This window comes from Bradyrhizobium sp. USDA 3650, from assembly GCF_054057395.1.
In genome coordinates, this window is sequence record NZ_JBSRZG010000001.1 from 2,618,021 (window position 1) to 2,638,526 (window position 20,506).

The 20,506-nt window shown below is 58.4% G+C and carries 18 protein-coding genes; 7 read left to right on the top strand and 11 right to left on the bottom strand.

The features are described from left to right. Positions 1–1,350 precede the first annotated feature (1,350 nt). Positions 1,351–1,572 (top strand): hypothetical protein, encoded by a 222-nt coding sequence (locus ACVIN2_RS12215; RefSeq protein WP_456765786.1) that lies wholly within the window; start codon positions 1,351–1,353, stop codon positions 1,570–1,572. Positions 1,573–2,084: 512 nt separating this feature from the next. On the opposite strand, the gene ACVIN2_RS12220 is transcribed toward ACVIN2_RS12215, so the two are convergent. After that, the gene (locus ACVIN2_RS12220) at positions 2,085–2,279 is read right to left on the bottom strand and encodes a hypothetical protein (protein WP_456765787.1); all 195 of its coding nucleotides are present in this window, start codon (positions 2,277–2,279) and stop codon (positions 2,085–2,087) included. Positions 2,280–3,175: 896 nt separating this feature from the next. Further along, positions 3,176–3,748, bottom strand: coding sequence for a hypothetical protein (locus ACVIN2_RS12225; RefSeq protein WP_456769699.1), 573 nt, complete (start codon positions 3,746–3,748; stop codon positions 3,176–3,178). A 1,711-nt stretch (positions 3,749–5,459) separates the two neighbouring features. Between ACVIN2_RS12225 and ACVIN2_RS12230 the strand changes: the two genes are divergently transcribed. After that, positions 5,460–5,891, top strand: a complete 432-nt coding sequence (locus tag ACVIN2_RS12230; protein ID WP_456765788.1) for a PilZ domain-containing protein — start codon at positions 5,460–5,462, stop codon at positions 5,889–5,891. Between the two features lie 330 nt (positions 5,892–6,221). On the opposite strand, the gene ACVIN2_RS12235 is transcribed toward ACVIN2_RS12230, so the two are convergent. Further along, a complete protein-coding gene (locus ACVIN2_RS12235; protein ID WP_456765789.1) occupies positions 6,222–6,440 on the bottom strand; it encodes a hypothetical protein in 219 nt (72 codons plus the stop codon). A 1,531-nt stretch (positions 6,441–7,971) separates the two neighbouring features. On the opposite strand from ACVIN2_RS12235, the gene ACVIN2_RS12240 reads away from it, so the two are divergent. Next, the gene (locus ACVIN2_RS12240) at positions 7,972–8,181 is read left to right on the top strand and encodes a hypothetical protein (RefSeq protein ID WP_456765790.1); all 210 of its coding nucleotides are present in this window, start codon (positions 7,972–7,974) and stop codon (positions 8,179–8,181) included. A 407-nt stretch (positions 8,182–8,588) separates the two neighbouring features. Next, on the top strand, positions 8,589–8,906 hold the full coding sequence (locus ACVIN2_RS12245) for a hypothetical protein (RefSeq protein ID WP_456765791.1): 318 nt from the start codon (positions 8,589–8,591) through the stop codon (positions 8,904–8,906). A 482-nt stretch (positions 8,907–9,388) separates the two neighbouring features. Here the strand turns inward: ACVIN2_RS12245 and ACVIN2_RS12250 are convergent, their stop codons facing one another. The 4 genes from ACVIN2_RS12250 to ACVIN2_RS12265 all read right to left on the bottom strand — a co-directional run bounded on the left by ACVIN2_RS12250 (position 9,389) and on the right by ACVIN2_RS12265 (position 13,154). Continuing rightward, entirely contained in the window at positions 9,389–9,739 is a 351-nt protein-coding gene (locus tag ACVIN2_RS12250; RefSeq protein WP_456765792.1) for a hypothetical protein, read from the bottom strand. Continuing rightward, positions 9,708–10,742 (bottom strand): hypothetical protein, encoded by a 1,035-nt coding sequence (locus tag ACVIN2_RS12255; RefSeq protein ID WP_456765793.1) that lies wholly within the window; start codon positions 10,740–10,742, stop codon positions 9,708–9,710. The genes ACVIN2_RS12250 and ACVIN2_RS12255 overlap by 32 nt, the downstream gene beginning before the upstream one ends. Positions 10,743–10,767: 25 nt before the next feature. Then, positions 10,768–11,655 carry a hypothetical protein gene (locus tag ACVIN2_RS12260; protein ID WP_456765794.1) on the bottom strand — a complete coding sequence of 296 codons (888 nt, stop codon included), beginning with the start codon at positions 11,653–11,655 and terminating at the stop codon, positions 10,768–10,770. Positions 11,656–12,389: 734 nt separating this feature from the next. Next, the gene (locus ACVIN2_RS12265) at positions 12,390–13,154 is read right to left on the bottom strand and encodes an IS5 family transposase (protein WP_456765795.1); all 765 of its coding nucleotides are present in this window, start codon (positions 13,152–13,154) and stop codon (positions 12,390–12,392) included. Between the two features lie 249 nt (positions 13,155–13,403). Here ACVIN2_RS12265 and ACVIN2_RS12270 point away from each other — a divergent pair, with 249 nt between their 5' ends. Both ACVIN2_RS12270 and ACVIN2_RS12275 read left to right on the top strand, forming a co-directional pair. Beyond that, positions 13,404–13,565, top strand: a complete 162-nt coding sequence (locus tag ACVIN2_RS12270; RefSeq protein ID WP_456765796.1) for a hypothetical protein — start codon at positions 13,404–13,406, stop codon at positions 13,563–13,565. Between the two features lie 237 nt (positions 13,566–13,802). Then, the gene (locus tag ACVIN2_RS12275) at positions 13,803–14,318 is read left to right on the top strand and encodes a sensor histidine kinase (protein ID WP_456765797.1); all 516 of its coding nucleotides are present in this window, start codon (positions 13,803–13,805) and stop codon (positions 14,316–14,318) included. Between the two features lie 290 nt (positions 14,319–14,608). On the opposite strand, the gene ACVIN2_RS12280 is transcribed toward ACVIN2_RS12275, so the two are convergent. From ACVIN2_RS12280 to ACVIN2_RS12295, 4 genes are all read right to left on the bottom strand, one after another. Further along, on the bottom strand, positions 14,609–15,979 hold the full coding sequence (locus ACVIN2_RS12280) for an IS1182 family transposase (RefSeq protein ID WP_026233905.1): 1,371 nt from the start codon (positions 15,977–15,979) through the stop codon (positions 14,609–14,611). A gap of 122 nt (positions 15,980–16,101) precedes the next feature. After that, complete coding sequence (locus ACVIN2_RS12285) at positions 16,102–17,106, bottom strand: methyltransferase (RefSeq protein WP_456765798.1); 1,005 nt, start codon at positions 17,104–17,106, stop codon at positions 16,102–16,104. 208 nt (positions 17,107–17,314) lie between these two features. Then, positions 17,315–18,160 (bottom strand): c-type cytochrome, encoded by an 846-nt coding sequence (locus tag ACVIN2_RS12290; protein WP_456765799.1) that lies wholly within the window; start codon positions 18,158–18,160, stop codon positions 17,315–17,317. A gap of 288 nt (positions 18,161–18,448) precedes the next feature. After that, a complete protein-coding gene (locus ACVIN2_RS12295) occupies positions 18,449–18,688 on the bottom strand; it encodes a DUF1127 domain-containing protein (protein ID WP_456765800.1) in 240 nt (79 codons plus the stop codon). A gap of 158 nt (positions 18,689–18,846) precedes the next feature. Between ACVIN2_RS12295 and ACVIN2_RS12300 the strand changes: the two genes are divergently transcribed. Continuing rightward, positions 18,847–20,421 (top strand): winged helix-turn-helix domain-containing tetratricopeptide repeat protein, encoded by a 1,575-nt coding sequence (locus ACVIN2_RS12300; RefSeq protein ID WP_456765801.1) that lies wholly within the window; start codon positions 18,847–18,849, stop codon positions 20,419–20,421. Positions 20,422–20,506 lie beyond the last annotated feature (85 nt).

Below are 20,506 nucleotides of genomic sequence, written 5' to 3' on the forward strand. Positions count from 1 at the left end.
ACAAGTCCAGCAAAATTCTTCGAGAACAGCCCAACCTGTCTGCATGTCGATTAACCGCCCCTCATCGTCCGCGATCTTGATCATGAGGTGACCGCTTTTCAACTCTCGGTATCGACTTTCGGCTCGGTGCGCACGGATCGGCGGGCCGGAGCCCCCACCCAGGCCAAATATGCAGCGCGGGCAACGTTGGCGTCGATTGAGCTGCTGCCGGTTTGATGGACGCCGGCGCGCTTTTCGTCAGCCGCCAGTCCGCCGTCTTGCCGGCGCAGACGTTCGACGCCGTCCGCGTATGTTTCGCCCTTTTGAAGGAGATGCAACAACCGTGGTCACCATGCCGCGTGCACGAATACATCAGCGCCGATCACTGGCGGGACGAAGTTCGCTTGTCCGATATCGAGCCGAGGTTGGTGTGCGCCGGATGGGACAACCGGGGGCTCAGGCCAGATCGGATTCAGCAGCGGCGAGCCTCCGCAATTCGCAACCTCGAACTCTTCGTTAGACTCCAAAGCCTGTTTGCGGGTTGCCTTGCAGGCCAGCCATGCCTACTCTCTGCCTAGGAAAAAGTGGCAATGGTCAACAGGTCTGACTAGGGTGGCAAAGGCATGAGGAAGGATAACCCTCAGCCTTTGGGAGAAGTGCGCCCAAGGCCCCAGTCCCAGCCAGCCCCGGACTGGGGCCGCTCTGTGCCACTCAGGATTCAACATTGGCCACAAAGGAGGTGTCGCTCATCGCAGACACCCAAGTCCACCCGAAGCTCTAAGGTAAAGTGAGCGCACAATTCCGCTGCCGGGGCTGGCTCCTTTTATAATTGTGAATTTAAACCCGGCTTTTTTGCAGCGCGGGCCGCAGCGATTTAACCTCCCGCTGCGGCCTTTGCAGCATCCCACCAGCTTGAGCCGGCCTTTCTGACCCACGACGAAGCCATTATCGCCAATCGGCGAAATCTCCCTGAAACAGGGAAGGTCGAACCTCCGCTCATTAACGAGGGGAGTTCAAAATGATTACGCTCAAAGCAATTGCGCTTGTTGTTGGTGGCGGGTTTATCTTCGCGACGTATTCGGGGGAGCTGGGCGCTGACGTGGTTCTCGCTATTGTAGCCTGCCTCTCATAACGAGAAGGCCCACCCACGTGAACCGGCGGGTATTGAACCTTCCAACCTTCCGTCCAATCAAGGAGGAGGCTGGCCATGAGTGCGGTTCAGGTGGGCGACATTATCGCTTTAGACGTAGCGCTCGGCTACGCTTTAGCCCGGTGGGGATATGGATCTTTAGACGGGCCTGTGTAGCGATCTCGCCACAGCTTTTGGTTAAACGTGATGCTCAATTCTCCGACTAGGCACAGGAGGGCTTAATGTCCATCGATCGCTCACAAACAATAGAGTGGAACGGTGAGGTTCTAACCGGGTGGATTATCGTGGACGGTCTTTCGAGAAAGGTCGCTGCGGACCGCAAAACGATTCACAACCATGCCCCGGGTTTTAGCGACGCTCTCAGTTGGGAAATCGACCGATTTTGCGGTGAGATCTTCGAGAAGATGATGCCGTATTTCCGGGCAACCGCCCTTGGGCGCTAAGGCAAGCCCGCCCGCGTGTACCGGCGGGGCTTTGTATTTTTTTATCGAGGACCTGAACCTTCACACTAGCTCCCTACACCCATGAGTATCCGGGGTTTTTTGCTAATCCCAATCTCGGGGCTGGACTGAAACAAACGTCGCCGGGCCGAAGGTATTGTGTGCCCGGCGGCGCATTTGTTTGGACTAGGCTCAGGCCGATGCAGCCGCTGACCCAGTTCAGAAGCAACGGCGGGCGAGCCGTAGCTGTGCCCGCATGGGCAGAAGCTGAATCAGGCGCATTCCAATTTCTCGTTAATCAGATCCAGGCGTGCGCTGATCAAGCACTACCTAGTGCATCCCATCGATGACGGTGTCCGCATCGGGCCCGGCGAGGACAATAGCAAGCAAGCTGGTGAGGTTCTTCGGTTCTTCGGTTCTTCGCTTCCCTTAGGAGATCTAGGGGTGCCCTGGGTCATGCCGTCACCCCTTGCTGCCAGTGCTGCGCGCCGATCTGCTCCAGCGGCCCGTCATGGTTACAATCCCGCTCTCGGCATAGTCCTGCTCCAGATCGCGCCGGCCACCGGAGGCCCACCGGGTTTGATCGCCGCCGCCGGATCACAGCTGCCGAGTGATGGCCCGTCTTCGAGGTCATTCTCTGCCGGGTCGTCGTCTCCGCCCGAGGTGTCGTCCTCCAGGTCGGCCGAAATGTCCTTCTCCAGCTCAGTCATGACGTAAGGGTCGGACTGGTCGAGGAAGGCGATCAGCCGGTGATCTCCGCTGCAGCCTCTTTTCTAAGCCTGGCGAGGTCGCTGAGAGCCCTTGCGCGCTCCTGCTGTTGGATACCGAGGGCGGACAAAATCGCGCCGGTAGAGTCCGCTGGCAGTTCGCTGACGTTTTCCATGGTGGTGAGGCCATGACCGGCAGCCGGGGCTAGAAACCTGCCAGTCAGACAGGCGCGGCGCCTCTAAGGGAGAAACTTTGGGGGCAACTCCCTCTGGACATCACGACGGCCCCCCGGCCAAAGGCCGGACAGCACATGGCACACTCGAATCTGCCGCTAGGATAGCGGTTAAATTCAGCATGTGACACGGGCAGCACTGGTTTGGGTTTCTAGACCACCCCGAATCATGCATTTGATGCGTGTGATTTTCAAGGACTGCTTTTGAGCGAGGCTTCACATGGGAAGGCCTGCCGTGGTTCGGACTATTACAATCACAATTGATGGTGTTGCGCATCACGGGACATATTTCCTCCAGAACTGCGCCGTGTACGTGCAATCCGTCCTTGGAAGCAAGGCAACCCACGTCGGCGGGTCGCCCCCGGAAGCGGTGGCCAAGTTGCTCCTCTGCGAAATAATTCGTAGCCGTACTGAGGCGATGCACTAAGCGCAGAATTGCGCTTAGGTAGGGCGCGCCTGAGTCGTGGGGGAGAGTGGCACAGAGCACGGGAGTCTACTTGAGCGCGTTGGCGCTCTTTTTGGCGCGCTCCATGTGCGCCACGAGGGACCGCGTGCAGTGGCTGCGAAAAGTTGTCATCAACGCTGAGCGCATGCGGCTCGGGATCAAAGAAGAGGAACTTGCAAGCCGAGGAAACTTTCTGATCTCTGCGTCGGCACTCCTCTGCTTCACTTAAACGGATCCTGGATCGAAGGCGCCGACTGCCTGATGCGGCGCACGCTCACCGGCGTGCCGTCGGACACGAACAGCAGCTCGTATCGGCGGCCTTCATTGTCGGTCGCTGCGCAGGTGACATCAGTCACCTTCTTCGCAGCGAAATTGCCAGTCTGGCGGCAGCTACCGGTTGATGGCTGCTCGGCCGGCACCGGCAGTCCGTCAACCTTGGGCCGATCCTTAGAATTGAGCAGCATGAGATCGATCGCCAGCTCGTAGGAATTGTCGTCGGCTCGCTTGCCGTTCGCGCCGGAGAACGATACCACGTGGTTCTCATCGTCCGGATCGTCGACGGCGACCGCGAAATTGACCCGCCCCTTGTCGCCGTGGGCATAGACCAGCGTCTTGCAAGCGAAGCTGCGCCCGGCGACCTTCAGCGTCTTGCACTTCCCCGACATCAACGCCAGGAAGCTGACAAAAGCATTCGGTCCGGCGCTGGATGGGGAGGTTAAGGATTGTTCCTGAGCAAAGCATGGCCCGAAGGAAACTAGGAAAACAAGTGCTGCGGTAGTCGAATGATTTGGCATTTGGTCACTTGTAAAAGTTAAGCACGAGCCAGACCACATCAGCATGGAAAGCGCAACGGTCGCAAAGTGAGCCCCTGGAGAAATCTAAACACCAGGGGTCGCGCGCCAGCCGCCGTTTGCTGCACCGCGCAGCAGTCAAAACGCGCGTCGACAACCAGGAAGCTCTAAAGATCCTGGCTAGAGCATGGGTGCATGCGGGCTCGCGCGAAGGTGTCGATCAGAACGGGGCGTCGAATCTACCGGATGCCCTGAAGCACCTCCGCACCGCGCAGAGATCCCGGGCCTCGCTCCCTGAGCCAATCTTACCGCGCTGCTCGATAGTATGGCGGTTGGTGGTGATGTGAACGATCATAGCGCATGCGGAAGCCCGGCGATCAATGTTGCGGCGCAGTTCCTCGGCGCGCGCTCTCGCCGGCTCGTCAAGCGAAGGCCAGACTTGGCATCGGCTCGGACCTGATCGCGGATGCTCTCGTACATGTGCGTGATGTAGTGGTCTGAAAGTTTTTCGAACGGCATCCGCGTCACCATCCTTGCAAAGAAGGGTGGGCCGCCAGACCCAGGGCGTATCGCTGGCGGCCCGTGCCGGACAATTGAAATTGTGGTCTTGAGGATTCGATTTGAGGATAAGACCAGCCCTGTCCGGCCTTGCCATGAACGCGCAAGCGCGCAGCGGTCTCAAGTCAATGTTCGGATTGACCTCACTTCTCAAGGTTAAGTGCGCTGACTTGGTGCACGGCTTCCCTGCAATGCCGCCCTGAGGCTTACGAGGCCTGCTTTCAAAAGATAATTGGAAGAAACGGAAATCGCGGAAAGACACCTTAACGGAGAAGCCCACCAGATCCGTACTTTGCCCGCATTGTTCGCCCGACGGGCGCGGGCGTTGTGACGATCAATCGCGGCCCGTTCATGGGCTCAGGCGGGTGAGGTCTTGGGAGCCGTCGCGGATGACCGACGTCGGCCTGAACGGGCGTATGGTTATCACGCGTCTGAAGGCTCTGCGCCGATACTGGAGCGCGCTGGGTGCAAAAACGCCGCCCGCTTGAATGAGTCGCGGGGGGCGACTTCCAGCCCCGAGGGGGATGATGCAAAACCCCGGTATCGATTAGTCTGGATAGACTACATGACGGCTCAAATAAAATAGGGCACGATAGCAATCGTAAGCCATGCCGGTCCGGGCGCTGAAATCGTGCACGGCTTTCAAAGGCTCAGTCCCCGCCAGCCCCGGGATTGAGTGTTTCTGCAAAAACCGCCCGCTTGAATCTTAATTCTCATCGCGGGCGGCATTTTTATTCTGGCCGCTAGAAAGACAAAGACCCCAGATCCGGGTTGAGATCGGATCTGGGGTCCAAGCGTACCAAAGGAAGCGTTCGGGTGTGCGACGACCGAACAGGCGCACGCTACGCTCCGTGCCCTAATTTAAAGTTACCATTGTCCAAATTCAGTCCGGCGCGGCTTGGTCGGACATGCCTCCGGTTCGTCTAGGAAGTTTGCGGCCGGCAATGATGAGACCGCTGCCAAGCGACCCCATCGGCTCAGCCATCCGCCCACCCACCCTGACGGCCGCCCGCTCACCTTCGGCAAGATGCGGGAGAAGGGCGTTTGGGGCGTCGTGGTCTGGTGCGCCAACTACCGTTGCAGCCATCGGGGCGCGGTCAGTGCGGACCCGTGGCCGGACCATACGCGGCTGGCCGCTGCCAGTACAAGAGCAGCTATGGTCAAGCCCTTGATCATCGGGAGAACGGTAGCCTTGCCGAGTAAAGTCTCGCTCAATGGTAGTGCAGGCTCGACTCGCTTTGCCCGACCAGCCCTAAGTAAACGATTTCTCTATTTGGCCCGCAAATTGTGCCGCGACTTTCCGCGACAGCTTTATCGATCTGTAAGAAAAGCTGGCTTAAAACCCGTCCCCATGGAAAAGCGAACCGCTCGCCGTCGACGTGTATTCAAGTCGGCACTCATCGAGTTTCCCGGAGGCTCCTTCAGTTGCGTCGTCCGAAACTTCTCCGATCTGGGCGCCAACCTGGACGTGCCCAGCGCATCTGGCATTCCGCACGAGTTCACACTGATCATTCCGAGCGCGCAGTCCCAGCTTTCCTGCCGAGCGGTGTGGCGGTCGGAAGGACGCATCGGCGTTGCGTTTTCCTGATCATCGCTCTGGTGCCGGCACTGGCCCGCGCGGGTTAGAAGGCACAGCTAGGGACGCCCATGATACCGGCTTCGCGGTGCCTAGAGATCGTCTTGCCGGCTGGAACCGCAGATGTCGTCGGTAACCGGTTGACTTATTGCAAGCGCTAAATCACGGTCCTGCTCGCCGGCACGTGGGGGGCTAAGTGATGACCGACCAGAAGAACTACAATGAGCGCTATTTCCTGCGCTTGCTCCAACATGGCCCGTTTCAGCGGCGGCCGCGTGGAGGCTGGCGCTTCGGTGTCAAGGTAATCAGCGACGGCGTCGTTGAGCGGCTCCTCGCCGGTGGTCACACCGAGATTGCCGGCTCGCAATTGAGGCTGAAGCCGCTGGCCTCTAACCCGCCGAGCGGATCGAGCCGAGCGACGACCTCGCCATCATACTGCTGGCGGACTACCTGACGCGCGAGCGTGACGCGGCTACGCACGATCGACTGGCTGATCCGCATACTTGATGACGACCGGCTGCGCGATGCTGTCGCCGAGGTCTGGTTGACGCGCGGCTGCATTCCATTGCGCCGCCTGCGAAGATACTGGCTGGGTATGCGAAGCCCACCCCGGCCGCTCTTGGGACGGTCCACACGCCTGCGGCTGCGGCGCAGCCGGCGATGCTTGCCCACGCTGCAATGCTTCGGAAGCCGACCGACCGCGACCGCCAGCGGGCTTTCGGTTCAGCTTCGGCCTATTGGCGGATTTGGCCCGCTTCTTCCGGAAGAGATAGGCGCCCAGTCCCGAGGTCACTTACGCCGGCAAGGGTGTGGTGAGCGTCTAGCTTCGCTCGCTATTCCGCGCGGCTAATTCCTGGTCCAGCTCCTTCAAGCGGACGAGTAGGTTTTCCACTATCTCCATGCAATCGGAATGCCGCAATGACCGCACGCCCCGCGCGGCCAGCTCTTGCTCCAATATAGTCGCCACGATGCCTTGGATGCTCACAATCGTCCCCCGGAAAACATTGCTCCGGCCAGATACGGCTCAACAAAGAATTTGGGTTCGCTCAGCGAAAAGCCGCAGCGTGGTTCCAGCCCCACTGCGGCATTCCCGACAACTTAAAATTGGGTCGTGCTTAAATCGCGCCGGTGTTCTCACAGTAGAACACCCCGTTCCGAAAATGGACTCCGGATAACTACCGAACTCGGGTTTCTAAGCATTGTTGCTTTCGGGAAAACATGGCAACGCTCGCTTTCCAGCCCCATGCTCCCGGCTGCCAATCCAATTGCGGATCAGAGCGCCGGAGCCTCGAAAGGGAAGGTCGCAGGAACGGCTGAGAGGCTGCTCCTGCGACCGACGCCGCGTCTGAATCTCTGACGCATCAACCGAACGGTTGAGACCCGCCGAATTTCGACAGTCTCCCGTAATAGACCGGAGATGCGCCAGGCATTCCATAACCGTACGCTGCCCGCTTTTGGTTATTTGGATGACGCGGGACAATCCACCGATCCTTATTTGCAATGTGTGCAGGCGGCCCATGGCGTACCTAGCGAGACTTCCAGAGATTGCAGGTCTGCCCGCTGTGTACGCCTATCGCTGCCTACCTTGCCTGAGGGTCGATACCATTGTGCTGGACCCGCTCTAGGAACGCCGCTCCCGCGAAAACGTTGAATGACCGGTGTGTGGCGCGACGGTTTCGCGCCATCCACCCGGAACGGTCTGTCGTCTACCGCGCGCATGGCGGCGGGCCGGTTCTCGTTGAAACTCAACAGCAGAGCCGTCCGTAGCCTTAGTATGCCGTGTGTAAAACCTTTGCTCGAAAAACTGCCGCTGGACGAATTGCTGCGTCGAACGTGCCGTACGCGCTCGTCTAGGCTGCCGGTTTGCCCGCCAACACTTGGACTGGTCAATATCCATTCTTTGGCTCCCTCTTCAGTCTCAAAATCCCGATATGAGAGTCGGGTCCGCAACCAGTCTTGACGGCCACAAACCAATGTCCGCCTCTCACGTTGCGGTTCAATTTTGGCACTAGCTGAGCCATTCCTATGCGTCCAGTCCGTCCAACCGCAGGAATAAACTCCGGATTTAATTTAAATGGAACCAATTTAGTCGATGCTGTATTATCTGTGGATTACAGCGGAGTTTAACTCCATGCATGATGAAGACCTGGCCCTTCAAGCCGTCAGCGATGCGCAAATCATTTTGGAAGAGTATTTAAAGCCGCAGCCGCGCAACAACGAGCGCGCCATTCTCGACCAACTGGTGGAAATTCTAGAACGCCCCGACCTCATTGTGGCGGTTAATCGGATGCACCACCGCTAGAATTGCGCGCGAGCTTCAGCCATTCGTCAGCGAGCGGCCCCTTCCTGGTCTGCAGCGCATCGTACGCAGGCTGATGCGCTGGAGATTGAGGCGGTGTCAGTAGCTCTCTGCTCGCGCAACCAAATGAAACACGCGCGCTTGCAACGCGGGCCTATGTTGTCCGGGGCTCCGTAAAGTCAACGCAACCGCAACGGCTACGTTGAAGCCGATCCATATTGCGAAGATCAAAATGATGGTCGACATGGGCAAGTCTCATCGGCGTTTTGCCGTAACTCGGGATGGTGGCAAATCTTAGGTTTGAGATGAGGGATTGCATATCCGGGCGATTACCTGCGACGGTCGGAATTCAGCAAGTGTCAACCGTTCGGTTGAGACCCATATGCTGAACAGGTTGTGCCAGCGACCCCTTGCGTGTCGATTACTGTCAGGTCGAGGCTGGATCGTTTCTGCTTCCCGATGCGAGGCAAGACAGCGATACGCTTGAACTTGACTTCCAGCGCGGCCTTCGTCGTGTCACCCTTGTGGTTGCGCACATCTATGTAATGCGAGCCTTTGACGCTGGTCTCTTCCATCTCGGTTGCAATCGTATGGCCGTAGAGGAATTGCAGTTGTTGAGGCTGGTCAGGGACTTTGCCAAAGACCAGAAGAAGCGACAGGATTTCGTCGAGCAGATCGAGGCGATGGCCGAGAAAGAACAGCAGCCGGAGTTTAAGCCCGCGAGCTAATTGGGCCGGACTGTTCTGCGAAGACAGAACGACCCCTTTGTCTCATGGTGTTGGCCTGGTCATCGCCCGCACAGGTTTTGAATATCGTCAATCTCATCATGCTGTTTTCCTGCCTATTGAAATTCAACCAGCCGAAGACGTGAATGCGCCAATGATACAGAGGGTTTCCCACTCACCTGACTTGAACAGCAACGCCGTGAAAGTATCGGCGCGGTCCCACCGCAGCTCGAACCCTTCTCGCCGGGGTAGCTACGCGAAGGCGCGAGAACTTGGTTTTGAAGGCGCTCGAATCGAGCCCCCAGTGAGACCATTTTACCTGCACACTAAGTTCCTCCTGCACCGAGCCCCGATCCTGAATGCAAACGTTTATTTGCGCTCCAAAAAGTAACCGCCCAGGAAAAGTTGGCAGAACGAACCCAATTTCCACGCAAATGACCCGCAAGGCACTGATACTAAATAGAAATACTTCGGAAGCACGACAGTCACATTGACAGGGCTTTCAGCTTGATTTGAGCTCGCCATAGATACCGATCTAGTGCTGCGAGCTTCTTGAGCTGCAGGACGACGGGGGCAGATGAGCTGGAAGCGATCGCCTTGCTGATGGAGATTGACAACTTCGCGCGTTCGCTCTCAACGAGACCGATCCGAGCTCGAATGTCTTCGAAGGAGCACGATTCGAGTTGATCCCAAGTCTCGTCGGAGCCCGGCAGTTTGACTGCAAGGCCATGGCGGAGCGCATTCATCCGTGACCGCGCTTTGCCCTGTTGTGAACGCGGCCCGGTACTTCGGGCCGCGTTTTTCCTATTCGCCGCGATCTGCTTGCGGGTTGCCATCTTCAGCAGCCTTTTGCGCGCGTTCGAGTTCTTCCTCTCGTGCAAGCTGCTTGTCGCGCTTGACCTCGAGATAGAAACGTCGGTCCGCAGCCGCGCTCAGTGGCATCTGCTGATCGGGACTGCGCATGTCGTAGGCGAGGTCCAACTGCTTGAGGGCTTCATCACGCTCTTTCTTGGCCGATTTCTTCAAGCGTTCGATTTCCTTCAGGGGCGGCAATGCTCGCAGGAATGCTTCGGAGGTTACCGCGTTCGCGGTAAAGCCTGCATCCTCGAGCGTTTTCTGGAACTTCTTTTTGTAATCGGGATCGAGAAAATACTCCATCGCGGCTTCCTTCGCCGACCAATCCAGCTTTTTGGCTTCCTCTTTCGAGGACGTCACAACGGCAGCGGCCTTCTTGTACAAGACCTCCACCGCTGCGCGTCGCTCGTTGGCCACGATCGCCGCCAACATCTTATCAAACAAGATCAAGTTCACGTGGGCCATCGCCGCCTGCCAAACCCACTGAAACTCGATATCACGCTTCGGGCGGTGCGGCGGGCGATAGTCCTCAGCAAACGAATTGAATATCTCGCGAAAGTCGCACTGGTCAACGCCGGGGGGAAGCGGCGGATCCTCAAGCATCTGCTCTATGGAAAGCGGCATGTAACTCCGCGTCTCTTCGTCCTCTTGGAGGGCGTAGTAGTCGACAGCGTCTGTGTCTTCGTCTTCGTCTTCGTCTTCGTCTTCGTCTTCGTCTTCGTCTTCGTCTTCGTCTTCTTCTCCATATTCTTCGTCTTTTTCGTGCTGGTTTTCCGCCTCTTGTTCATCCGCCTTGTCTTCCACTGCTGTGGCCTCGCCCGCGACATGTTTGGAGACGATTTTCGAAGCAGCTTCTTCGGCCGCGGACGGCTCACCGTCAGCTGCTGACGGATGCCCCTCCGCGTTAGCTGGCGGGCTGTCTGCGTGGAAGTCGGTCAGCCCCTGATCACGGGGCGAACCGGGCTCGGTGAGCGCGTCCGGCATCCGGCTATGTTCATCGTCTAACAATTTACGTTCCTTTCCTGTGAGGGCTCATCACGTGATGGCCGTTCTCTTTAGGATAGGTGCGAAAGTATATGGGCTTGGCGTTGTGGGAATAATCGGGGGTGGCCGGCGGACGGCTGCGGCTGTCTCTTGAGTGCGACATTGCGGTGCGTACGATGGCTGCAATGGTTACCGGCGGCAGGCGATTCTCACGTAGAAAATCCTGAAGCGGCGGCAGGACAAGCTCGAGAAAATCTGAAAATGGCCCGCCTTCCTGGTAAGTTTGAAACTCTTCGCCGTGTTCGCGGCGCACCACCTTTTTCCGTTGCCTGAAGATCTGCTCCTTGCCGGCCCGGAAGATCGGACCAAGGCGCTCAGCCAGCTCACGGTGGGCCGGGTGCTCGGGGTGACCGGGAGTGCGGGCCTCCTGATTGCGGTCGCGCGCCCGCGCAGCCGCGCTCGCTAGGATTTCCTCAGTCGGCCGACCGAAAGTATACGGAACGCGGGTGTTTTCCGTAGCCCAGACATCCATGCTGAACGTTCCGGGCGCCTCAAGGGCACGCTGAGTGTCCTGGGCCAGCTCCCATTGCACGGCGGCCGGCAGTTCATGCGTGTAAAACAGGTCCGGCGCCTTAGCGACCTGCGCCAACGTGGCGACAAGCGTACCTGATCTCATCGCTTGGCTTAGCACCCCCGCAACCGTTAAGGCCGCGACGATCGGTTCGAGTTCGGCTTGCTCATCCGTTAAAAGCGGGACGCCATTGGCAAGCGGTTCGAGCTCTCGTTCGGCATAAAATTCGAGTATCGTCAGGATCGATCGTGCAGCAGGCTGTAGCCCAAGGTACATACGGTCCCGGACCTGGAGCCACGGCACGGCAGTCTCGAGTAATTGCGACTTGTAATGTGTCGGCATAGATCTCACGTATATTGGTTTAGGCCTTTACAGCCGCTTCCTTGGCCCTCCCCCGCTAGAGCTATAGTTACGCCCGCGTCTGTCATCAAAGCGATGAAAGGCGTCAAGCAAGCGAAGCACTCAGTTTAAGTGCCAGTTTCGGATACTTTCGTCCTGTGGAGTCGGGACGTCCAGTCCGACGTTTAGAATGTTAACATCAAAGATGAGCGATCCGACCAGAATTTTTCGGCCCGCATACGCCACGGGGACGCTTGCTTTAATTGTGCTGGTAGTTTCCGCGAAGCGACTTCGGCGGAATCCGCCGAGATCGCGCCTCCCGAACTTAGATCGACCAGTTAATAACATGTTTGTATAGGCGCCATAAATTCGCCGGTCGGCTGTAGTTTAGATTGTAAGGATTGCATGAAGCCGGAGCAGTTTGGGATAGCGGCTCAGTGGCCAAATTTGAGCAACGCGCTGCCAGCTCGCATGCAGTCACTTTACTTACTACCATGCTGAACTTGACGATCATTCGTTGATCTTCGCGGAGGATACTTCGGCCGAGACCTTCGTCCACAACGTCGACCGTCTGCATTTTGATAACTGGGGGAGCACGAGGCGCACTATCCCGACGGCAAGGCCGTGGCGGAAATGGAACTTCCTCGAGCGAAATCCCATCGTCAGGCAGCTCGCCGGATCCGCGAGCACTTATTGGCTAGAGCGGCGTTAATAGTAGGCGCGCACCAGGATGTCGTTTAGGACGTGGACTCATTAGCGCGTAGCCAACTCCGGATTGACGCGAGTTTGATGAACGCCAGATAGTTGGCTGCAAGCTTGTCGTATCGGGTCGCGATACGCCTACATTGCTTGATCTTGTTGAAGAACGGTTCAATCAGGTTGCGTGCGCGATACAGATACGGGCTGAAGCAGATCGAGTCTTTGCGATTTCGCTTCGGCGGAATGTTCGCCCATGCTCCTTGCTGGCGAGCAAGCTCCCTGATCCAGTCGGCGTCATAGCCGCGATCCGCGAGCAACATCGTTTGTGGAAGCAAGGCGCTGAGGAAAACCGAGCACAGCCGGTTGTCGTGCGCCTCACCGGGCGTGAGGGCGAGATGGACCGGCAAGCCATTGGTGTCCACGACCGCGTGAATCTTGCTGGTCAGGCCACCCCGCGAGCGACCCATATCCTGATGATTGTTGTCCGCAACACTGGCACCGTGCTGGTGCACGCGCACGACGGAAGTATCGATCATCTGCACCGCCGTGTCATGACCGGCGGCAAGTGCATCCATGATCTGGTCCCAGACGCCAGCGCGCCGCCACCGAACGAAGCGATTGTAACAGGTGGTGCGGGGACCATACGTCTCTGGCAGGTCGCGCCAGGGAGCGCCTGACCGCAGAACCGAAAAGATGCCATTGAGCACGCGACGGTCATTTACCCGCCGAACGCCGCGCGGCTTGTTGGGTAGCATCGGTTTGATGGCGGTCCATTCGTAGTCGCTGAGCTCGTAGCGCTTCAAGGCTCCGGGTTGGACGCTTGAATCACGTTCAACCCGATACCTTCAACCGGAAAAACCAGAGGACCGGTACTTCCGAGACTACCCCGTAAGCGGATATAACCGGAAAATCTACGACGCGACTGACCCGTAGCGGACTTGAAGCCCGCGATGGTGCGCGTTTTCGACAGCTGAAGCGCTTAATCTCGGAAAAGTTGCTTTTATGGAACGTTACCGCCAGGCGCGAGTTGTGGTTCATGGAAGCAGGGCTAAATGTACATCCTGACAGAGAAGATCGATCTACCCCGACGCGTCCAAATATTTAACGATCATGTCGCTGACGATGCCGCGCAAAGGAAGCGGGAGAACGACGATCGCTGGCCGAACAAAGTCCTGGATGCCCTAGCTGCGATCGTCCGCAGTTCCCGCAAGTGAGAGCAGTCGCTTGAGACACGCTTCGGCACGCTTGCCAGCCGCCGGGGGCCGAATTAGCTCGCTATCCCTTCGCAAAGAGCGCACCAGTTGTTGCGGTGCTCAAGCCCGTCGGTCGAGCGACCATTCTCAACTTTGATCAATCCATTTGACGTCGCTCTCGGCTGATCTGCACGCCGAGCGGCGAGCGAGGCTATCCTTGGTGAACTGCATCATCGTATCAAGAATACTCTTGCCACCGTGAGCGCTATCGCTTCTCAGAGCTTTCGTGCGGCGCCCAGTATTGAGGCCGGGCAAAAGGCAATGGAGGGGCGGCTTGGCGCATTGGGCCGAGCCCACGATGTTCTCATGCAGGTCCGCTGGGCAAGCACAAGCCTTACGCATACCTTGAGCAGCGCCACCGAACCTTATGACAGTCAAGGAAGCAGGCGCTTCCATTTCAACGGGCCGGATCTCAAGATTACCTCAGGCGCGGTCATCGCGATCGCAATGACTTTCAATGAACTTTGCACGAACACGACAAAATTCGGGGCACTTTCTGTCCCTGCCGGGCGCGTCGAAGTCGCATGGACGGTCGATGACCCTACCCAGCGGCTTCACCTTTCCTGGACTGAACGCGGTGGGCCGCCGGTTCGGCCGCCGACGCGGTTGAGCTTTGGTACCCGCGTGATGAAGTCTCTCGGGCAACAATTGAATGGTCAGGTGCCGCTCGCCTGCGAACCCAGTGGGTTTATCTACACTGGATGTGCCGCTTAGCGCAGTTGCGGCGGCCGCGTGAAAATCTCATCTCCCGCTCTTGGCCCATTTCGGAGCTCCGTACTGGCGCGGGCGATGTCCGCTCCCGGTGCTCAAGCGGAAGTAAGCAGCCGGGCTGCCGAAGGGCGCTTTTGACCCCTAGCTGACCTGCCGCGCGTGGCCTGTGGAGGACCGCTTTTGGCCGATTTTGTTGCAAAAGTTGGCTGCAATGGATTTGGCCGCTGGGCCTTTTGTTGAGCCGCGCTTTGAAGCGCTGGCCCTGACGCATTTTACGCAACTTTGACGCTACGCTACGCGATGCGCAGAACCTGAGCCGGCGGCGGTCGTGCGACCAGCGATGCAAACCGCCTCAGATTCTGAGCGATGGCGGCTAGAACAAACTCATCCTGGGCACCTTGCGGGCCTCGCAATCGGAGCCGACCAAGCTTCAGGATGCGCTTCAAGTGTGCGAACCTCATCTCGATCTTCTTGCGCTGACGCCGAGAGAGCTCGAAGCCCTCGGTGCCAGCGAACGACCGGGCAACGTCTCGGGCATGCTCATGGATATCGCGCGGGATCTTGCGTGATGGTTCCTTTGGGCAGCACTGCGGTTTGAGCGGGCATACATCGCAGTCGAGCTTGCTGGCACGATACAGAAGGGTCTTGCCCTCGTGCACGGTACCGCTCGTCCCAAGCCGCTTACCACCCGGGCAGTGGTAAACGTCCCCGGTTGGGTCATATCGAAAGTCGCTCCGCGAGAAGGTGCCATCATCCCGCTTCGACTTATCGAACACAGGGATATGCGGCGCGATGCCCTTCTCCTCGACCAGCCAGTTCAGCATCGGAGCCGCTCCGTAAGCGGTATCCCCGACAAGTCGCTCTGGCTTGAGACCAAAGCGCTCCTCGGTTCGTTCGATCATGGTTTTTGCTGCACCGACCTCGGCCTGGCGAATGGCGCGGGAGGCCTCGACATCCACGATGACGCCGAACTTCACGTCGATGAGATAGTTGTCGGAGTACGCGAAGAATGCCGGCCCCTTGTGAGCGCCGGTCCACTGCGCTGCCGGATCGGATGGCGAGACAAACTTCGGGATGACATCGCTGGCGGCGCCCCACGCCGGATCGTCGAGGGTTGCCAAATACTCCTTCACCGCGCGGCTGGACCTGGCCGGATCGCGATCCCTGCGCCAGTCCTGACCTGCGATCGAGCGCTGCTTGTTCGCGTCGGCCGCAATCAGGCTCGCATCGACTGCAAATCCTTCGCCACCAACCAGACCGGCGGCAATGCATGTCTCGACAATCCGTTCGAACACGCGGCGGAGAACATCTCCATCACGGAAGCGCTCGTTGCGGGCGCGCGAAAATGCCGAATGATCCGGGACAGCGTCCTCGATACCAAGCTTGCAGAACCAGCGATAGGCGAGGTTCACCTGCACTTCACGGCAGATCAGCCGTTCCGAGCGGATCGCAAAGACATACCCCACGACCAGCATCCGGATCATCAGTTCCGGATCAATCGACGGGCGCCCCATCGACGAATAGTGAGATGCTAGTTCACCGCGAAGCCAGGACAGATCGAGAGCAGCATCGATCTTCCGCACCAGATGATCTTCGGGTATCGCGTCGCCAAGACGAAACTCGTAGAACAGTTGACCTTGGTCACTCTTCAGACGGCCCATCATGGATCGACCTCGCCGAGATTCGCGTCAACACAACGGAATCACGGTTCGTGACTTGTCTCAACCGACTTTTGCAACAAAATCGGCCCGGAACGGACGACACTGGAGACCGGGCCGCCTTGTGCTCAATATGGCCGGGCCTCGATGACGTTGATTCTACCCGCTGGCACAACGCGCGTCAGCTCGAAGCCAGACTTGGCAAGCAGGTCAGAGAACTCGTCACGAGTCCGCTCCCGCCCACCCGGTAAAGCCAACATGTGGAGGTCCATGAATTTTGTCGCCGGTACTTCGTTCGCAGGCGCGATAATTCGCTCGATGAGAACCAACTTCGCCGTGTCCCGCATCCCACGCCGGCACGCCTTCAAAATGGCGATAGCTCCGTCATCGTCCCAATCGTGAATTACCACTCGCATCACGTAGGCATCTCCACCTTCAGGTACCGATTCGAAGAAACTTCCGCCCACCATTCGGCACCGGTCGACGACGCCGTGCGCCTCCAGAACCGCCGTGGCTCCGACAATGACGCCTGGCTGATCGAACAACGTGCCTTGCATCTGGGGATGAGCGGTCAGAATGGCTGCCAGCATTAGACCGCGCCCGCCACCCACATCCACAACATGATGGAAAGCGGAGAAATCATACGCGCCAATAACGGTTTCAGCGCCGCCGCGCGAAAACTCCGTCATAGCGCGATCGAAGACCGCGCTCTCCTCCGGATGTTCGGTGCGATAGTTCCAAATGTCCTTACCATTCAGACTTTGAAAGGCATTCTCGCCGGTTCGAATGCTGTGCAGCAGATGGCCCCATGTGCTCCAAACGTACGGACTTCCGACGCACTCCGCCCATGCGCCGATCGGCGTCGCGGAGTCAGTGCGCAAACAATCTCCCATCGGTGTCATCGCAAACCTTCGGCTTTCATCTTCCTCAAAAACGCCCACTGCGGCGAGCGCCCGCAGCAGTCGGTAGAGAGCGCCTGCATGGCTCTGCGTTAAGGACGCCAGCTCCTCTGCCGAACGAGAGCCGCCTTTCAGATGGTCTGCGATACGAAGAGTTGACGCGACATGAATTGCCTGTGTGACCTGAAAGCCGTTGATCAGTCCGAGGAGAGTGAGCCAATGGTTGGATGTCACCGAAGAACCTCCGTAGGAGATGAAGCTAAGACGCTAGTTACTGTGCTCGGCGGATGCCCGTTGAAAAAGTCTCTCTTATTGCCCGTTTGCGAAGTGGCCGACGACACCGGCTCCGTCCGAATGGCGCTGCAGACTGCGCGGGCCGTAGCCAAAAACGGCGCTTTTGACGCATTTGCGACATTCGAGACCTCGAAAGAGTGATCATGAACTATTCGATGGGCGGAATGGTGCGCACCCAAGCGACGATGGCGTCGAGATCCTGCTCAGTCATCCTACTGAAATAGCGTTGCCGGGCCATCGGCAGCATGAGCACGCGGCCATCGCGGCTGATGCCCTCGGTCAGCGCACGCTTGAGTTCGGCGTCCGTCCACGCGCCGATGCCCTTCTCCTTGTGGGAGGAGATGTTGGCGACGACGACGGAGCCGAAGGGGCCCTTCATCTCGTGACCGCCCTTGCCCCACCAGTTCTTAAAGTCTTGAGAGCCATCGGGTTTGCGCGAGTGGCATTCCATGCAATGCGCAAGGGTGGCGAGATAGAAGCCGCGCTTGACCGGATCTTGGGGGACCGCGTCACCTATCGATGTTTCGGCGCCGGACAGTGCCACAGGGTACGCCGCGGCCTTGTAGACTGGCGGCGGCATCTCGTTGCTCACCGGCTTGATGGTCTTCAAGTAGGCCGCGATCGCATCGAGATCGCCGGGCGTCAGAATTCTGTAGAAGCCGTAGGGCATCTGCGGCGCAACCGACACTCCGTTCGGCCGCACGCCGCTGATCAGCAGTCGCTTGATGTCGTCCTCACTCCAAGCTCCAATGCCTGTGGCGCGGTCGGGCGTGATGTTTGAGCCGTGGACAGTGTAGGCCGGCCCGTCCCAAACAATGGACCCGCCGGAAAACCGCCGCTCGATGTTGAGACCGCTGGGGCCGCGCGGCGTATGGCAGCCGTCGCATGCCATGACCGCGTTCACCAAGTAGCTACCGCGCTCGATCGGCGTTTCGGCGGCGGCTCTCGTTGCGGCGGCACACAGAATGGCGAGTACAGCGAAAAAGCGAATCATCGCCCCGGCTCCGCGGTTCTAATGAGGTACTGCTTTCATATTCCAGCCGGGCGGCCTCGCCATGTGTGAATTGGTTAACGTCCGGCCAAATGTTTTTGGTCGCCTGTTGGCCCATCGCTTCCGTCGACGCGGTCCATCGGCAGGTCTGGCATCGAGGGTAGAGCAGACGTCGTCGCCTGCGGTGCAGACCGCCGCCTTTCACCCATACCGGAAAGCGGTGTCGGGGCTGCAAAGCAGCTCGCGTCGACCAGTTTCCGATGGACCGTCTACTGCTGCCGGCCGTCGACATCATTCGGCCGATCGTATGCCTCGCGGGTCAGTATTTCGGTTTGAGGTCACGTAGTCGATCTCGCCATACGTAATCCCGATATCCATCAACTCCCGATCACTCAGGTTGCAAAGATCGCGCCGCAGCCGATCCCATTTTCGCCATTCCTGAAAGGCCGTCCAACAATTCTTGGACGGGCCCACCTTGCTCGGCTGCGCTAAGGTCGTCTGGACCAAGCCCGTCTGGTAAATCGTGTTCATTGCAGCATCCTGGGTGCCTTGTTTCCACCCAGATAAGCTGCCAAGATTTGGCCCACTACGCTTGACGTGCTGCTTACATTTTCCTTACAGCCAGCTTATTCTTTACTTCCGATTTGTAGCCGGCCTCAACCGGCGACCGGCTACAGGGATTTCGCATCTTGCGCTATCTCTTCGAAGATTGTGAACTAGATTCCAGCCGCCGCGAGCTTTACCGCGATGCAAGCGTCGTCGCCCTGACGCCACAGGCCTTTGACCTGCTCGACTATCTGATCCGCAACCGCGAGCGCGTGGTTGGCAAGGACGAGCTCATCACCGCCATTTGGAAGGGGCGGTGCGTGTCCGATGCCGCGCTGACGACCCGGCTAAATGCGGCTCGATCCGCAATTGGCGATTCCGGGGAGGGCCAGCGTCTGATCAAGACGCTGCCGAGGAAGGGCTATCGCTTTATCGGTACGGTGCAGGAAACAGACAGAGCCCCGACAGTGGCAGTAAACGCATTCCAAGGGGAGGCCGCTAAACCTGCCCTCACACTTCCCGACAAGCCCTCGCTCGCCGTTCTCCCATTCACCAACCTGAGCTCGGATCCAGAGCAGGAGTATTTCGCCGACGGCATGGTCGAGGACATTATCACCGGCCTTTCAAGATCTAAATCGCTGTTCGTCATCGCGCGGCAATCCACCTTCACCTACAGAGGCAAGGCTATCGACATTAGGCAGGTCGGGCGCGAGTTGGGCGTTCGTTATGTGCTCGAAGGCAGCGTGCGCAAATCCGGCGATCGCGTTCGCATTTCCGGGCAGCTGATCGAGGCCACAACGGGTGCCCATCTTTGGGCGGACCGCTTTGACAGCCAGCTCAACGATATCTTCGATCTGCAGGACCAAGTAACGAGTAGCGTAATTGGCGCACTCTTTCCTCAATTGGAGCGCGCTGAGATAGAACGGGCAAAACGCGTCCCAACCGATAATCTTCAGGCCTACGACTACTATCTTCGTGCACTCTCGAGCTTCTACCAATTCACCCGCGAACAAAATATTGAAGCCATCCGACTGATCCGGCTTGCTGTCGAAATCGATCCCGGACTGGCCGCAGCATACGCGCTTGGTGCTTATTGCTACGGGCAGCGAAAGGTCTTCGGCTGGACCGTCGATGCAGATCAGGAACGAAACGAGACCCGACGGCTGGCAAGGCGCGCACTTGAGCTCGATAAAGATGATCCAACTGTACTCGTGAGGGTCGGGCAAGCTATTGCCATCGTACTGTATGAGCTGGACGAGGGCGTGCCCCTCGTCTTCCAGGCGCATGAGCTCAATCCAAATCTGGCTGTCGCACGGTATACTATCGGCTGGGAACACATACGCCGCGGCAATGTCGAGGCGGCGCTCAAGCAATTCGATGCCGGGGTGCGTTTAAGCCCGCTGGATCCGTTTCTCTTTCTGACGCAGACCGGAATAGCGTGTGCGCATTTTCTGACAGATCGATACGAGGACGGGACATCCTGGGCCAAGTCGGCTGTGCTGCACCGACCCAATTATCTAAACGCACAATTCATCCTGGCGGCATGCCACGCTTTGTCTGGCAGGGTCCAGGAAGCGCGGATGATCGGCACGCGCCTGAAGGAAGCGAGGCCGGCTGTGCGCGTTTCCGCACTCGTTCCCAAGCTTGCTAGAACTTACGCGCCGGAACACCTCGATAGGATAGTGCGTGCTTGTCGTATCATGGGCCTGCCCCCATGATTGAATGCGGTCGTCGGGAATGTTGATCTCCGTCCAACCCCCACGAACTGCGCAGTATGGTGTCTTTTGTGGACCATCGCGACAA

Excerpts from the sequence above, each read along its gene's own strand:
- ACVIN2_RS12270 (WP_456765796.1), top strand. The coding sequence starts at position 13,404 with ATGTACATCCTGACAGAGAAGATCGATCTACCCCGACGCGTCCAAATA.
- ACVIN2_RS12215 (WP_456765786.1), top strand. The coding sequence starts at position 1,351 with ATGTCCATCGATCGCTCACAAACAATAGAGTGGAACGGTGAGGTTCTA.
- ACVIN2_RS12225 (WP_456769699.1), bottom strand. The coding sequence starts at position 3,748 with ATGCCAAATCATTCGACTACCGCAGCACTTGTTTTCCTAGTTTCCTTC.
- ACVIN2_RS12230 (WP_456765788.1), top strand. The coding sequence starts at position 5,460 with ATGGTCAAGCCCTTGATCATCGGGAGAACGGTAGCCTTGCCGAGTAAA.
- ACVIN2_RS12260 (WP_456765794.1), bottom strand. The coding sequence starts at position 11,655 with ATGCCGACACATTACAAGTCGCAATTACTCGAGACTGCCGTGCCGTGG.
- ACVIN2_RS12250 (WP_456765792.1), bottom strand. The coding sequence starts at position 9,739 with ATGGCAACCCGCAAGCAGATCGCGGCGAATAGGAAAAACGCGGCCCGA.
- ACVIN2_RS12290 (WP_456765799.1), bottom strand. The coding sequence starts at position 18,160 with ATGATTCGCTTTTTCGCTGTACTCGCCATTCTGTGTGCCGCCGCAACG.
- ACVIN2_RS12235 (WP_456765789.1), bottom strand. The coding sequence starts at position 6,440 with ATGCAGCCGCGCGTCAACCAGACCTCGGCGACAGCATCGCGCAGCCGG.
- ACVIN2_RS12220 (WP_456765787.1), bottom strand. The coding sequence starts at position 2,279 with ATGACTGAGCTGGAGAAGGACATTTCGGCCGACCTGGAGGACGACACC.
- ACVIN2_RS12240 (WP_456765790.1), top strand. The coding sequence starts at position 7,972 with ATGCTGTATTATCTGTGGATTACAGCGGAGTTTAACTCCATGCATGAT.
- ACVIN2_RS12295 (WP_456765800.1), bottom strand. The coding sequence starts at position 18,688 with ATGAACACGATTTACCAGACGGGCTTGGTCCAGACGACCTTAGCGCAG.
- ACVIN2_RS12280 (WP_026233905.1), bottom strand. The coding sequence starts at position 15,979 with ATGATGGGCCGTCTGAAGAGTGACCAAGGTCAACTGTTCTACGAGTTT.
- ACVIN2_RS12255 (WP_456765793.1), bottom strand. The coding sequence starts at position 10,742 with ATGCCGGACGCGCTCACCGAGCCCGGTTCGCCCCGTGATCAGGGGCTG.